This is a genomic window from Candidatus Omnitrophota bacterium, from assembly GCA_028716165.1.
GTDB lineage: Bacteria > Omnitrophota > Gorgyraeia > JABMRG01 > JABMRG01 > JAQUQI01.
Window position 1 is genome coordinate 75,950 of record JAQUQI010000003.1, and the last position, 14,776, is coordinate 90,725.

Annotated in this window: 12 protein-coding genes; all 12 read left to right on the forward strand. The window is 45.7% G+C overall.

The window, feature by feature from the left end; translation table 11 throughout:
• Positions 1-7: 7 nt before the first annotated feature.
• The 12 genes from xerC (at position 8) to PHV77_02965 (ending at position 14,695) form a co-directional block, all read left to right on the forward strand.
• Positions 8-883: a tyrosine recombinase XerC gene (xerC, locus tag PHV77_02910; protein ID MDD5504248.1), complete on the forward strand. Its 876-nt coding sequence runs from the start codon at positions 8-10 to the stop codon at positions 881-883.
• 64 nt (positions 884-947) lie between these two features.
• Positions 948-2,237: a 3-deoxy-D-manno-octulosonic acid transferase gene (locus tag PHV77_02915; protein ID MDD5504249.1), complete on the forward strand. Its 1,290-nt coding sequence runs from the start codon at positions 948-950 to the stop codon at positions 2,235-2,237.
• On the forward strand, positions 2,218-3,255 hold the full coding sequence (gene lpxK / locus PHV77_02920; GenBank protein ID MDD5504250.1) for a tetraacyldisaccharide 4'-kinase: 1,038 nt from the start codon (positions 2,218-2,220) through the stop codon (positions 3,253-3,255). The genes PHV77_02915 and lpxK overlap by 20 nt, the downstream gene beginning before the upstream one ends.
• Positions 3,224-5,161, forward strand: a complete 1,938-nt coding sequence (locus PHV77_02925) for an ELM1/GtrOC1 family putative glycosyltransferase (GenBank protein ID MDD5504251.1) — start codon at positions 3,224-3,226, stop codon at positions 5,159-5,161. Before lpxK ends, PHV77_02925 begins: the two co-directional genes overlap by 32 nt.
• 103 nt (positions 5,162-5,264) lie before the next feature.
• A complete protein-coding gene (locus PHV77_02930; GenBank protein ID MDD5504252.1) occupies positions 5,265-7,367 on the forward strand; it encodes a glycosyltransferase in 2,103 nt (700 codons plus the stop codon).
• Between the two features lie 3 nt (positions 7,368-7,370).
• Positions 7,371-8,477 (forward strand): glycosyltransferase family 4 protein, encoded by a 1,107-nt coding sequence (locus PHV77_02935; GenBank protein ID MDD5504253.1) that lies wholly within the window; start codon positions 7,371-7,373, stop codon positions 8,475-8,477.
• A gap of 7 nt (positions 8,478-8,484) precedes the next feature.
• A complete protein-coding gene (waaF, locus tag PHV77_02940) occupies positions 8,485-9,516 on the forward strand; it encodes a lipopolysaccharide heptosyltransferase II (protein ID MDD5504254.1) in 1,032 nt (343 codons plus the stop codon).
• A gap of 23 nt (positions 9,517-9,539) precedes the next feature.
• Positions 9,540-10,598, forward strand: coding sequence for a glycosyltransferase family 9 protein (locus PHV77_02945; protein MDD5504255.1), 1,059 nt, complete (start codon positions 9,540-9,542; stop codon positions 10,596-10,598).
• A gap of 102 nt (positions 10,599-10,700) precedes the next feature.
• Positions 10,701-11,759 (forward strand): D-glycero-beta-D-manno-heptose-7-phosphate kinase, encoded by a 1,059-nt coding sequence (gene rfaE1 / locus PHV77_02950; GenBank protein MDD5504256.1) that lies wholly within the window; start codon positions 10,701-10,703, stop codon positions 11,757-11,759.
• Positions 11,756-12,538 carry a 3-deoxy-manno-octulosonate cytidylyltransferase gene (gene kdsB, locus PHV77_02955; protein ID MDD5504257.1) on the forward strand — a complete coding sequence of 261 codons (783 nt, stop codon included), beginning with the start codon at positions 11,756-11,758 and terminating at the stop codon, positions 12,536-12,538. Before rfaE1 ends, kdsB begins: the two co-directional genes overlap by 4 nt.
• Positions 12,539-12,546: 8 nt before the next feature.
• Positions 12,547-13,362, forward strand: a complete 816-nt coding sequence (kdsA, locus tag PHV77_02960; GenBank protein ID MDD5504258.1) for a 3-deoxy-8-phosphooctulonate synthase — start codon at positions 12,547-12,549, stop codon at positions 13,360-13,362.
• Positions 13,355-14,695, forward strand: coding sequence for a sensor domain-containing diguanylate cyclase (locus tag PHV77_02965; protein MDD5504259.1), 1,341 nt, complete (start codon positions 13,355-13,357; stop codon positions 14,693-14,695). Before kdsA ends, PHV77_02965 begins: the two co-directional genes overlap by 8 nt.
• Positions 14,696-14,776: the final 81 nt, after the last annotated feature.

Genomic DNA, 14,776 nt, shown 5'->3' on the forward strand with positions numbered 1-14,776 from the left:
CGGCTTCATGCAGAGATATATTGATAAATTTTTAAGGTATCTTGATATAGAACGGGAGGCGTCAAGGCACACGATTTTAAATTACCGTTTAGACCTTGACAGGTTCAGGAGATTTATAAACGGTAGGCGTGTTGACAGCGTTGACTATATTACAGTCAGGCAATTTCTCGCGCAGTTGAAGAATGAAAATATATCCAAGGCGTCAATAGCCAGGGTATTATCCGCTTTAAGAAGTTTTTTCAAGTTTCTTGTCAGAGAAAATCTTATCGGCACAAACCCCGTTTCAGGCATATCAACGCCTAAAAAAGATAAAAAACTCCCGGACTTTATGCAGGAAAATGAGGTAGCCGAATTGCTTGACAGCCGCGTTATAAAAGGCGGCGTGAATGAGCTAAGAGACAAGGCTATACTGGAGACATTATACAGCACAGGTGTCAGGGTATCGGAGCTCGTTGGCATGGATACCGATAAGTGCGACCTGATAGGCGGGGTTATCAGAGTTTATGGCAAAGGCAAAAAGGAAAGGATAGTGCCCATCGGCGAAAAGGCATCAGCTGTTATAAAGGTTTACTTGAAAGTGTCAAGCGGACTGCGCAGGCCCAATAGCAGAGCTTTATTTTTAAACTCCAGAGGCACGCGCCTGACCGACAGGTCTGTCAGGCGGATAATAAACCGTTGCGTAAAAAATACAAGCCTGAAGAATAAGATATCGCCCCACACCCTAAGGCATTCTTTCGCGACGCATCTTATGAATAGGGGGGCCGACCTAAGGTCTGTCCAGGAACTCTTAGGCCATGCCAGCCTGTCTACCACACAGATATACACGCACGTAAGTACGGAGAGGATGAAAGAGGCCTATAGAAAGGCGCATCCCAGGGCTTAGCCGCAAGCCTTGCCGGGCGCTCTTTCTCTTGGCTTGTATTAGTCTGTCTGCGTAAGGATTTTTTATGAATATATTGTATGATATCGCTTTCATATTTTTTTTGTTTTTTTATTTGCCGGTATTTTTTTTAAAGAGAAGAAAACGCGAGGGTATTTTGATCAGGCTGGGTTTTTATCCAAAAAGCCTAAAAGCCCTGCTTGCGGATAAAAAAAACATATGGGTCCATGCCGTGAGTGTCGGCGAAGTATTAGCCGCCGGACCGCTGATAAAGGCCTTGCATGAAAACCGCCCGGGATACAGGGTTGTTCTTTCGGTGGTTACGGAGACAGGCTACCGCGCCGCGAAAAAAATATTGCCTGATAAAGACATTGCACTATACCTGCCGTTTGACCTTAGTTTTATTGTAAAGAAAGCCTTAGGTTATGTCAGGCCTGTTTTGCTTATACTCATGGAAACGGAGTTGTGGCCTAACCTGATATTGTTCGCGCATAAAATGAAGGTCAAGGTTTTTCTGGTTAATGGCAGGATATCGGATAAGTCTTTTAAGAAATACCGTGTTATAAGAAGTTTATTGTCGCCTGCCGTAAAACGCGTGGGCGCATTCTGCATGCAGACTCAAGAATATGCCGAAAGGATAAAATTTTTAGGCGCGCCGGCGGAAAAGATAAAAGTAACAGGCAATATGAAATTTGACGGCGTTTTTCAGGGCGGTATTTCCTCAGGCGGATGCGCCGGGCCTTTGGCCGAAGCGCTAAACATTGAGCCAGGCCAAAGATTAATAGTCGCGGGCAGTACCCATCAAGGCGAGGACGAGTTAATATTAAACGCCTGGGCGAATTTGAAAAAAAACCATACCGGTTTAAAGCTTGTTATCGTTCCAAGGCATATTGAACGCTGCCAGGACATAGCGCGCCTTGTAAGGCGCTTAGGCTGTCAGCCTGTGTTTTTTTCGCGCCTGCAAAAAGGGGCACGCGTTTCGTCCGGCCAGGTAGTGGTTGTTGATGTTATTGGTATTCTTAGTTCTATCTATGGTATCGCCTATATGGTTTTTGTAGGCGGAAGCCTGGTCCGTCGCGGAGGCCATAATATAGTAGAGCCCGCGGCCCTATCTAAGCCTATAATATTGGGCCCGCATACCTTTAATTTTCGCGATATGGTCGCTGTGTTTTTAGAAAAAGAGGCTGTCGTGATTGCCAAAGACGGAAGTTCTCTGGAAAGGATTATGGAAGGCCTGTTAAAGGATGAAACCCGGGCCGAAAGGCTTGGCCAAAAAGCGGCTCTTGTGGTAAAATCAAATACGGGCGCCGCGCAAAGGACATTGCGTATTATAGAACATGAAGCGATATTTTCATAATTTGATTACAGGCGAAAGACGTGTCGCGTTTGGGCCTATTTTAAGGCCTTTTCTCTTATTTGCCTCATTGTTATTTTTTCTTGCGGCAAAAGTAAGGTTCTTTTTGTATAAGAGCGGGGTGTTCTGTTGTAAAAAACTGCCTGTTCCGGTCATAAGCGTCGGTAATATTACCTGGGGCGGTACGGGCAAGACGCCGCTTGTTGAGGCAATACTCTTATGGCTTAATGCCGCGCGCTTATCTCCGGTATTATTGACACGCGGTTACGGAAATGATGAAGACAAAATGGTGTCCTCGCGTTTTCCAAACGTGTTTGTATTAAGCGGAAAGCGCAGGCTGCGCAATGCCTTAAATTATCTTAAAACGGCCCATGCCGGCGTTTTTATTCTGGATGATGGTTTTCAGCATCTTGGTATATCAAGAGACATTGATATAGTTACTGTCAGCGCGGTATCGCCTTTTGGAAATAGCCGGCTTATACCTGCCGGAAGCCTGCGAGAGCCTATAAGCGCGCTTAAACGCGCCGATATCATAGTTTTGACAAAGGCAGACCTTGTCACGGATAAACAACTTTCCCGCATAAGCCGCTTCGTTCGGGCCGCATCAAACGGCGCTTTGATATTTTACGCAAGGCATGTACCTGTGTCTTTAAAAATATCCGGCATCCGGGAAAAAGGCCTTGAATATATAAAAGGTAAACAGGTTATCTGCGTTTCGGCATTGGCCGATAACCGGTCTTTTGTGAAAACAGTGGAAAATCTCGGTGCCACATGTGTTGATTCTTTCTCTTATATTGACCATCACTTATATACCGGCTGTGATGTTGACAGGATCTTGCAGGCATCAAAAAGACGCGGTGTTGATATTGTTTTAACAACGGAAAAGGATTGGGTAAAATTGGCCCCATTGACGGCAAAGCCCGGCATAGGCGGCATAGAGTTTACGGTATTAAGGGTGGAGTTGAAAATAACCGAAGAAGAGGTTTTCTATGGGCGGTTATCTGCTTTATTTCATAGCTAAGGGGTTTGCCTTATTTTTTAGGGCCATGCCTCTGGGCCTTTCAATAGCTATTGCCAGAATGCTGGGCATATGCTCAATGTTTATCAATACCAAGCGTTACAGGATTTCTTATGCCAATCTTAAGGCCGCGCTTGGCCATAGATATGGCCCGCGCCAGATCAAGAAAATTCTAAAGAATACGTATGCCAATATAGGCCAGGGCATGATGGAGGTCTTCCTCCTGCCCGGCATAGATGACTCTTACATAGAGCGTTATATAACATTTGAAAATTTTGGCATAGCTCAAGATGTCCTTGCCCGCGGTAAAGGCCTGATATTCCTTACGGCGCATTTCGGTACATGGGAGATATCCCACGCGGCATTGCCTTATAAAGGGCTGTGCTATAAGGGTATAGCAAGACAGCAAAAACCTTATATTCTTGACAATTTGCTTAATAGCTACAGGCAGTCACATGGTTGCAGGATACTTATAAAAGGCCCCGCGATAAAAGAGGCCTTGAGAACATTGCGTTCTAACGGCATAGTAGGCATGCTTGTTGACCAGGATGCCGGAAAAAAGGGTATATTCACGGATCTGTTTAAAAGGCCTGCTTCATGGCACAGGGGGGTTGTGGAGATAGCTCTAAGGTCAGGCGCGGGTATAGTGCCTGGTTTTGCGATAAGACAAAAAGGCCCCTATGTAAAGTTTAAACTTTTTCCGGCTCTTTGCCTGAAAAGCCATTTGCCTGACGAGGAGGCTATAGCGGATGCCATGGTTCAATACGCGGCCGTGCTTGAAGATATGATAAGCGCCTATCCGGATCAGTGGTTATGGCAGCATAGGCGCTGGAAGTCAACTACTGTGCGTAAAGTTATCGTTCTTAATGATAAAAAAACGGGGCATCTAAAACAGTCGCAGAAGGTGGCAGAAATTATAAGGTGTATATGGCAGGAGAGAGGATATGATCCCGACGGCATAAGGGTGGATATCATTGACGTAGAATTTAAAAACGGCACGCGAAAGCATATGCTTTCCGCCCTGGCTAATTTTTCCAGCATCTTTTGCCAGGGGTGCATGAGGTGTGCCAGAGCCGCGTTAAAAGAGGCCTCTTATGAGCGGCTTATAAAAAGCTATGCTGATATATACATATCGTGCGGGTCCTCTACAGCGTCAGTCAATCTGCTTTTTGGCAGGGAGAATAATGCCAAGTCTATCGCCGTAATGAAGCCAGCTTCCGCCGCGGTAAGATATTTTGACCTTGTAATAGCTCCCAGGCATGACGGCCTAAGGCCAGGGAAAAATGTCGTGGTAACGGACGCGGCCTTGAGCATAATAAGAAAAGACAAATTGTCTTTATGCCAAAGCCGTAAGCTCTTTACCCCGGATACCGGCAGTAAAGGGTCCATAGGTGTCCTTATGGGAGGGGACACTAAAAATTTTGTTATGGATATTAACAAGGTAAGTGAGATTATAGAGTCTGCTGTCAGGATATGCTCCGAACGGAATATGGATTTATTTGTCTCTACATCAAGAAGGACTCCGGCCCATATAAGCGATTATCTTAAGAAAAGGCTTTCTGCGCCGGCGGTATGCAAGCTATTGGTGATAGCAAATGAATACAATCCGCCGCTTGCTGTAGAATCCATACTGGCTTTGTCGGATATCCTGCTTGTTTCAGAGGAATCGGTTTCCATGGTATCAGAGGCCGCTTCATCGCGCGGATATAGCATTGTCTTCAGGCAGGGTGATTACCGCAGTAAAAGGCATAATAGGTTTTTGTCCGGTCTGGAAAAAGCAGGTTATATACAGACAGCAGGATACAAGGACGTTTACGATGCTGTAATAAAGGCGCTTGAGCTTGGCCTTAGGCAGAATATAGTAGATGATGACAGTCGCGTGAAAAAAGCCCTTGAAGGGCTGATTTAGCGATGAATAGGCGCGCGGGCTTTTGGCTATGGCACGCGGTTTAGCAAGGCCGATTATCTGAACGGACGCGGAATCCTTTATCTGAAACGAAAGAAATATTTATATGAATATATTGCAAGTTGTACCGGAGCTTAATAGCGGCGGGGTTGAAACAGGGACGATAGACCTTGCCAAACAATTAGTCAAACATGGGCATAAAGCGGTAATCATTTCAAACGGCGGAAGGATGCTTAATGAGATTGTCTCAACCGGCATTATCCACTATTGCCTGCCTGTGCATGAAAAATCCCCCTTTACCGTATTAACCATGGTGGATAAGATAAAAGATATAATTTCCAGGGAAGGGATAGATATTGTCCATGCCCGCAGCAGGGTGCCGGCATTTTCAGCTTTTTTTGCCGCCAGGGCCCTTGGCATTCCTTTTATTACCACCTGCCACGGCCATTATTCAAGGCATCTGCTAAGCAGGGTAATGGGCTGGGGCAAGTTTGTCATAGTGCCGAGTAATGTCGTGGCCAGCCATATGATCCGGAACTTTAAGGTGCCCCTGCAGAGGATAAGGCTGATACCCAGAGGCGTTGACCTGGATAGATTTGAATTTTACTCCTTATCGGGTAAGAAAAATAAAAAGGAATTTGCCATAGCGATTATAGGCCGTATCACCCCGATAAAAGGCCACATATATCTTATAAGGGCTATGTCAAAGGTCGCAAGGCTTATTCCTCATGTGAAATTATATATTATCGGCGCGCCGGCCGCGTCAAAACCCAAATACAAACAGGAGCTTGAGTCGCTTGTAAAACGCTTGTCGCTGGGCGCTTATGTGGAGTTTGCGGGAGATTGCGATAATGTGGCGCAGAGGCTCAAAGACATTGACCTGTTGATAGTCCCCTCTGTCGGCGAGGAAACTTTCGGCCGTGTTATAATTGAGGCGCAGGCTTCGGGTGTGCCTGTTATCGCCAGCAGGATAGGAGGCATTGTTGACATAATAAAGGAAAACAATAACGGTATTTTGGTAAATCCGAGGGATTACAGCGGGCTGGCTGATGCCATTCTTAGTGTCATAAAAGACAAGTCCCTTCAAAATAAACTTTCCGAATCCGCCAGGGATTATGTTGAAAAGCATTTTACGCTTGAAGGCATGTATGATGCCACGATGAAGGTCTATAAGGAGGCGAAAAGATCATTTAAAATACTGGTTATCAAATGGAGTGCTTTAGGTGACATAATACTGTCTCTGGCATCTTTAAAGGCGCTTAGGTTGAAATTCCCCGAAGCTGAAATAGCACTTTTTACAAGCAGGCAGGGCATTGAAATAGCAGGCAGATATTGTTATATGGATGAATTCTTCGTCGCGAAAAATCTCCGCTTTAGGCAAGGATTGCCGGGCCTGCTTGAGGCCGCTTCCGAGTTAAGGAGGTTTGCCCCCGACCTGGTATGCGATCTGCAGAACAATAAAAAGAGCCATTTATTGTCTTTTTTATCTTGCGCCCGCCGGCGCCTGGGATACAAGAGCGGGAAGCTGGATTTTCTCATGAACGAAGCTATTGACGGCGCGCGGGATATATTGTCACCTGTAAGCCACCAATTCAGATTGCTTGAAAAGCTGGGCATAGATTCCATCCCAGAATCCGATACTCTCCCTATTACTGATAAAGAATCTGCTTATGCCGATGAGCTGATAAGGGAAAGCTGGATAGGCCCTGGCCAGAAGATAGTAGGCGTTAATTTTGCCGCCAGCGGCAGATGGCAGACAAAGAGATGGGGCGCGGAAAACATAGCAAAACTTTCCGACCTGCTTGCCGCCGATAATATAAGAGTATTTATAACAGGCCTCAAAGATGATTCGGCCCAGGCAAAAAAGATCGCCGCGCTTTCAAAGAGCAAGCCCTTTGACATAACCGGAAGGACCAATATAATGCAGTTAGTGTCATTCATAAAAAGATGCGATGTTTTTATATCAGGCGACTCCGCGCCTATGCATATAGCCGGCATGTGCGGCGTTCCTTTTATCGCTTTGTTCGGGCCTACTGATCCTAAGAGGCATTTCCAGCATACTGCCATTGACAGTGGTAAGAGCAGGTTTATATACAAAAAACCCAAATGCTCGCCTTGTTATAAATGCAAATGCCGCCGCATGGACTGCATGAAGGGCATAATGCCCGAAGAAGTATACGCGGCCGTAAAAGATATATTGGAGAAATAGTATATGAAAATATTGATAGTGACAACGCATCTTGACTTAGGCGGCATAGGAGTATACACATTGTCTCTTTCATCCGCCTTAAAAGAGGCGGGCATTGAGGTTGTGGTTGCCTCAAGCGGGGGAAGCCTCGCCCATGAGCTTGAAAGGGCCGGCATAGAACACATTACTATACCGGTTAATACGAGTTCTGACATAGGATTCCACACGCTTATCAGTGTTGCCAGGCTTTCATCATTAGTAAAAGAGCGCGGCATTGATATTGTCCATGCCCAGACCAGGGTAAGCCAGGTTATAGCTTATTTCTTGTGCCGCAAAACAGGGGCCGGTTTTGTTTCAACATGCCACGGTTTTTTCAAGATGAAATGGTTTAGGCATATTCTGCCCTGCTGGGGCGAACGCACAATAGCCGTAAGTGAAGCAGTAAGACAGCATTTGGTCTGCGACCTCAAAGTTCCTAAAGAGCGTATCAGCACTATCCATAACGGCATTGACCCGAGAAGATTCAATCCTGATGTGTCTGCTGCTGACAAAGGGCTTATTAGGAAGCAATACTGCCTGGGCCCCGGGCCTGTTGTAGGAATTGTTTCCCGGCTGTCAAAGGTAAAAGGCCATAAGTATTTGATAGGCGCTTTCGCGAAACTTTTGCAGATGATACCAGATGCCCAATTACTGATAATAGGGGATGGCGCCCGCGGGTATAAAAACAGCTTGGTATCTTTGGCTTCCGATCTGGGCGTATCGTCAAAAACGTTTTTTTATCCCTCATGTAAAGATACGACTATACCTCTTTCTGTTATAGATATATTTTGCCACCCGTCTCTGCAGGAGGGATTAGGGCTTTCAATATTGGAGGCAATGGCAATGCGCCTGCCTGTTATAGCTTCAAATGTGGGAGGCATATATACGCTTATAAAACATAGAATAAACGGCCTGTTGGTGCCTGCCATGAATGAGTGCGCGCTCGCGGAAGGCATCGCGCAGATTATATCAGACCCTGACATGGCCCGCAGGATGGGTATTGCTTCAAGGCAGGCAGTGCTTAGGGATTTTACCCTTGACATTATGAGGGATAAGGTCATAGAAGTCTATGAACAACTTATAAGGCGCTGATGTGTTTATGGATATGAAGAGAATACTTATTATAGAGCCTAACTGGCTTGGCGATATATTGTTTACAACCCCGTCGCTGCGCGCATTAAAAAAAACATACCCGTCAGCCTTTATAGTAGTCATGGCGCATCCCAGATGCGCCCAGATGCTTGAAGATAATCCCTGTATAGACAAATTGATACTGTTTGATGAAAGGCCGATTTTCGCGGGTTTTTTCAGAAAGATATTGTTTATACGTGAATTAAGGAAGATGGAATTTGACACGGTCATATCTTTTCACCGGTCAATGAGTAAACTTCTTATTGCCTGTCTGTCGGGCATACCGCGCCGATTAGGTTATTATACCAGGAAGCGTTCATGGTTGTTAACCGATCCTGTGGCGGAAGACAAGAAGCCTTTGCACAGGGTTGAATATTTTTTGAAAATATTAAAAAAGGCGGGCATTAGCGGTGATAATAAAGATTACGAATTTCATATACCGGATAATATTATCAGGGACACGGCTGCTGTTATGTTTGATGCCGGCCTTGACCGTAATGAAAATTATTTTGTGGTCAATCCGGGCGGAAATTGGGACCAGAAGCGGTGGCCGCCGGATAAGTATTCCGCATTGTGCCGAAAGTTGCATGAAACATATAAGCTTAAGATACTTATTACGGGAGCGCAAAAAGATGTGCCTCTGGCCCGCCTGATAACAGGCTCTGCCGGGAAATCCGCCATTGATATTTGCGGCAAGACAACACTCAAACAGCTTGCATGTATCATGCGTTACTCAAGGCTGGTTATCGCAGGCGACACAGGCCCCATGCACATAGCAATAAGCCAAAAGGCCCCTGTCATTGCCTTATTTGGTCCGACATGTCCTGATATCACAGGGCCTTACGGCGCAGGAAGGTATAGGGTTTTGCGAAAATGGCATGATTGCGCCCTGCCTTGTTATAAATTGTGCCCCGCGGCCATGTGCATGGATGCTATATCTGTTGACGATGTATTTGAGGCGGCAGAGGACTTGCTTCTTTCAGACGGCAAACTCGCCTAAGGCGTAACCGGACAACCCGACATATGCTGCAAAGACAAAAACTAAAACGCGAAAAGATACTGCTTATCCGGACGGACAGGATAGGCGACCTCATACTTACTACGCCGGCCATCAAGGCTGTGCGCTGTGCCTATCCCGGCGCGCATATTGCCATGATAGTCCGGCCGTATACTCAAGACATCGTCAGAGAAAATCCTTTCCTTGATGAGATTATTGTTTATGATAAACTCTCAAAGCACAGGTCATGGCTGGCCGGTTTTAGGTTTGCCATGGAGCTTAAGCGGAAGGGTTTTGGCATGGCTCTGATTTTTAACCCAACGAACAGGATGCATATAACGGCGTTTTTGGCAGGCATACCCCGCAGGATAGGTTACGATAATAAACTTAGGTTTTTGCTTACGAATGCCGTAAAAAACACCAAGCACCTTGGTTTAAAACATGAGAGGGATTATGCTATTGACATGCTTAAGGCCGTGGGTATATATTCGGATGAAAAAGAGCTTTGTTTTAATGTAAACGGTTTTTCCGGCGAACGAGCGCGGGAGGCATTATTAGCGGAGGGAATAAATGACAAAGACAGGTTTGTCGTTATCCATCCCGGAGCGAGCTGTCCGTCCAAGATATGGCCGGCAGAGAGATTTGCCGGACTTGCGGATGCCCTTGTCCGTAGTTATGGCGTGAAGGTGGTTATTGTAAGCGGCGCGGCCGCTGCGGATTCGGCATGTGCCCTGTCTGTTCAAAGGTTTATGCAATATACGCCGGTATTATTTGCAGGCAGTCTGGACATAGGATGCCTGGCGGCCTTGATAAAAAAGTCGGTTTTATTCATATCTAATGACAGCGGCCCTGTCCATATAGCGGTTGCTGTAGGCACTCCGGTTGTTGATATATTCGGCCGTTCGCAGTCCGGACTCGGCCCGTTAAGGTGGGGGCCTTTAGGGCCCAGAGACATAGTTATGCATAAAGACGCAGGCTGCGGACAGGCATGCCTTGCGCACGACTGCAAAAGGAATTTCGCGTGTTTATTGTCCGTCAGTGTAGATGATGTTTTTAAGGCCATCGCCTCCGCGGGGCTTTTATAATCCGCATACCCTATGACCTTATTAAACCCATTGACACGTTTATATATACTTGTTATAATTATTACATTTAACGAGTTAAAAAACATAGTATATCGGGTTATTATGTATAGTAAAAAACTAAAAAAATTTTATAAAATTATATCGCGTATGCCGGCATCATCTATCCTTATTGTCGGTGACATTATGCTGGACAGGTTTATATGGGGTACTGTTTCCCGAATATCTCCTGAAGCGCCTGTCCCTGTGGTTTGGGCCAAATCTGAATCTTTTATGCCCGGAGGCGCTTCCAATGTTGCCAATAATATACGCTGTTTAGGCGCCGAAGCGCATATATGCGGCGTAATAGGCGATGACGAACCGGGCAGGATACTTGTTTCAGAGCTTGCCAAAAACGGCATCAAGGCAGACGGTGTTGTTCTTGACAGGAACAGGCCCACCATTCACAAGACAAGGATCATAGCCCATCATCAGCAGGTTGTGCGTATAGATAAAGAATCAGATATAGCGGTGGACAAGGGTACCATAAACACTATGATATCGTATATAAGATCCAAAATAAACAGTGTTAACGCTATTGTCATTGAGGATTACGGAAAAGGCGTCGTGAGCCCATGCTTGATAAAGGAACTTGTCTGCCTGGCGAGGCGGCACAAGAAGATCATCACGGTTGACCCAAAAGAAGAGCATTTTAATTTGTATACCGGCATTACATCTATTACGCCTAACCGCAGTGAAGCGGAAAATGCGACAGGCGTTAAGATAAAAGACGCGCGGTCACTACAGAAGGCGGGTAATGCCTTGTTGAAAATACTAAAGTCCGAATCGGTCTTGATCACACTCGGCGAAGACGGCATGGCATTGTTTCGCAAAAACATGCCCTGCATGTGTATCCCTACCGCCGCCCGTGAGGTTTATGACGTTTCAGGAGCCGGAGACACTGTTATCAGCGTGTTTACCCTCGCGCTGTCCGCTGGCGCGGACATGGAAGAGGCTTCCTATATAGCCAATGCGGCGGCAGGAGTTGTTGTCGGCAAACTTGGCATAGGTATATGTGACACGCGCGAGTTAAAATCGTATTTGCGTAAAATCAGGCCGGATAAAGGCATTAGAGAAAAGCCCGGACGGTATTTTGAACCCGGATTATTGAGGAGTAATATATGACAAGTGTAGGCATAATACCAGCCAGATATGGAGCCAGCAGGTTTGAGGGAAAGGTCATGGCCGATATTGGAGGCAAAACCATGATACAGCATGTCTGGGAAAGGGCGAAGAAGGCCCATTCTCTTGACGATCTTATAGTGGCCGCTGATGACGACAGAATTATAGAGGTAGTTGAGAGCTTTGGCGGAAAGGCGATTTTCACATCAAAATCCCATCCTTCGGGCACAGACAGGCTTAGAGAGATAGTCAATCCCCTTGACGTTGATATAGTGGTTAATATACAGGCAGATGAGCCTCTCCTGCATCATTCAATGATAGACAATCTGGTTGACGCCATGCGCGGGGACAAGGGTATAGTCATGGCCAGTCTTATGAAAAAGATATTGCATTTTTCGGACTTTGAAAATCCTAATGTGGTAAAGGTCGCGGTTGACAAGAATAATTTTGCCTTGTATTTTTCAAGAAGCCCCATACCTTTTATAAGGGATAAGAAAAAACGTGATATATTAAGGGCTGATGACAATGCCCTTAAGGAAGAGAGGTTTTATAAGCATATCGGCTTATATGCCTATACAAAGGATTTTTTATTTACCTTTGCCAATCTGCCGCAGTCCTTTCTTGAGCAATACGAAAAACTTGAGCAGTTAAGGGCCCTTGAAAACGGTTACAGAATAATGATGATTGAGACCGGTTATGATACCGTTGGTGTTGATACCCCGGAAGACCTTGAACGGGCGAAAACAATGATTGACAGGCCCGAGGAGCAGTCTTTATCGTGAAAAATCATATTGTCAAGGCAGGCAATATTGAAATAGGCCGCGGCAGAGCTCTTGTATTAATGGCCGGTCCGTGCGTTATTGAGAATGAGAGGCAGGCTTTTTATCACGCTGAAAGGCTTTTGAAAATAACGGACAACCTTAAACTGCCTTTGATATACAAAAGCAGTTATGACAAAGCAAACAGGTCGTCGGGCAGATCTTTTCGCGGGCCCGGGATTTCAAAAGGCCTTGCTATACTGAAAAAGATTAAAAAAAGCCTTGGGCTTATTGTCACCAGTGATGTCCATTGCAGGCAGGAGATAGAGGAGTCGGCTTGTGTCCTGGATATAATACAGATACCGGCTTTTCTTTGCAGGCAGACGGATTTGTTGACCGCCGCGGCAAGGACAGGCAGGCCGGTTAATGTTAAAAAGGGCCAGTTTATGGCGCCTTGGGACATGCAAAATGTGCTGGAAAAGATCAAAGACGCCGGCGGAAGAGATATACTACTGACGGAAAGAGGGACCAGCTTTGGTTATAATAATCTGGTCAGTGATATGAGGTCTTTGCCTATTATGCGCGGCATGGGTTATCCTGTCATATATGATGCCACACATAGCGTGCAATTACCTTCAGGCCAAGGGCGCTCTTCGGGCGGGCAGAAAGAGTTTGTTTCGTATCTTGCCATGGCATCGGTAGCTGTAGGCATAGACGGCATCTTTATAGAGACCCATAAAGACCCCGGCAAGGCCCTTTCAGACGGCCCTAATATGGTTGCCATAAAGGACCTTGGCGAATTGTTACAAAAATTGAAGGCAATAAGAGAGGCGCTCGGCGATGTTTGAAGAAAACTGGATATACAGGATCGTTGTTATAGTGTCTTTATGCGTATTACTGGCGTGGGTTTACGTTGTCAATGAGGCCTCATTTACCGGCTTTATTAACGGAAAACCCGGACTGGATGCCGCCAGGCTTGCCTGGCACATAGGTATTTTTATTTTGCTGGCGGTCGCGCTGGTCTATCTCATGCAGTCTGTCATTGATTATAAGGGGCAGAATGATGTGCTAAGAAAATATCTCCAGCGGCTTCAACAGGAGCTTGACGTGGAACGAGAGGCCATAAAACAGCTTAAGACGGAATCCAACGACGAACTCTTAAGGCTTGAGTCTTTTATAATCACAATGTCCGATACTGCGAAACAAATAAGTTCTGTCCTGCGCACAGACGAACTTTTAAGGGTATTGTTGCGTAAGGCCATAGACCTTTTGGGTTCTCAAAAGTGTGTTATATTTAAGGTGGATGAAAAGACCCAAAAGCTCGTGTATATTGATTCGGTGGGTTATAAAAAAGAAGAAATTGAGGGTTACGATTTAAAGGCGGACGAAAAATCAGGGCTTATAGGTTATGCCTCTGAACAGGGCATATTCGTTTCACGAAAGACCCTGGCCCAGGATTACACAAAGGCCCACATCGTTGACGGAGATAAGCTTAAGGCCAATTTTTGTCAGCCTATTGTGTATAATTCAAAAACCTTAGCATCCATATGCGTCGGCACCGCCAATCCGGATTTGACCCATGAACAGGTAATGCGCCTTTTGTCAACCCTTGCCAATTTCGGCGGTATAGCGCTTACCAACACGGAGCTTGTTGATAAAATAAGGGAGCAGTCTGTAAGAGACAGCCTTACCTGGTTGTATAATCATCAGTATTTTCAAAACTACATGAATCACTTATTGTCGGTGGCTAAGCGGGAAAGGGATCCGCTTGGTTTTATAATGATGGACATAGATTTTTTCAAAAAATTTAACGATACTTACGGCCATCAGGCCGGGGATTTTGTGCTCAAAAAAGTTGCCTCAATGTTGACGGCAGAATTACGAGGCACTGATATAGTGGCCAGATACGGCGGAGAGGAGTTTGTAGCCATATTGCCCGGCAGGGACGCGGAGGCCTCCTATAAGATAGCGGATAGGATCAGAAAGCTTTTTGAAGGCACTTTGTTTAATTATGAATCGCATGAATTGAAAATTACTTTGAGCGCGGGTGTGTCTGCTTATATACCGTCTGTCAATGATACTACGACGAAGGAACTCTTGATAAGGTATGCTGACAATGCCTTATATGAAGCCAAGGCAGGCGGCCGCAACAAGGTTGTTATCCATAAAATTAATTCTTAAAAAATACGCCGCCGCGGGCCTATCCGTGAGGTTACTTGCGCGTTAAAGGCGCGCGTTTATAAGAGCGCGGAGAATACCTTT

Coding starts and splice junctions, on each gene's coding strand:
- PHV77_02930 (MDD5504252.1), top strand. CDS start 5,265: ATGAATATATTGCAAGTTGTACCGGAGCTTAATAGCGGCGGGGTTGAA.
- lpxK (MDD5504250.1), top strand. CDS start 2,218: ATGAAGCGATATTTTCATAATTTGATTACAGGCGAAAGACGTGTCGCG.
- PHV77_02925 (MDD5504251.1), top strand. CDS start 3,224: ATGGGCGGTTATCTGCTTTATTTCATAGCTAAGGGGTTTGCCTTATTT.
- PHV77_02945 (MDD5504255.1), top strand. CDS start 9,540: ATGCTGCAAAGACAAAAACTAAAACGCGAAAAGATACTGCTTATCCGG.
- PHV77_02915 (MDD5504249.1), top strand. CDS start 948: ATGAATATATTGTATGATATCGCTTTCATATTTTTTTTGTTTTTTTAT.
- kdsB (MDD5504257.1), top strand. CDS start 11,756: ATGACAAGTGTAGGCATAATACCAGCCAGATATGGAGCCAGCAGGTTT.
- waaF (MDD5504254.1), top strand. CDS start 8,485: ATGGATATGAAGAGAATACTTATTATAGAGCCTAACTGGCTTGGCGAT.
- PHV77_02965 (MDD5504259.1), top strand. CDS start 13,355: ATGTTTGAAGAAAACTGGATATACAGGATCGTTGTTATAGTGTCTTTA.
- rfaE1 (MDD5504256.1), top strand. CDS start 10,701: ATGTATAGTAAAAAACTAAAAAAATTTTATAAAATTATATCGCGTATG.
- xerC (MDD5504248.1), top strand. CDS start 8: ATGCAGAGATATATTGATAAATTTTTAAGGTATCTTGATATAGAACGG.
- PHV77_02935 (MDD5504253.1), top strand. CDS start 7,371: ATGAAAATATTGATAGTGACAACGCATCTTGACTTAGGCGGCATAGGA.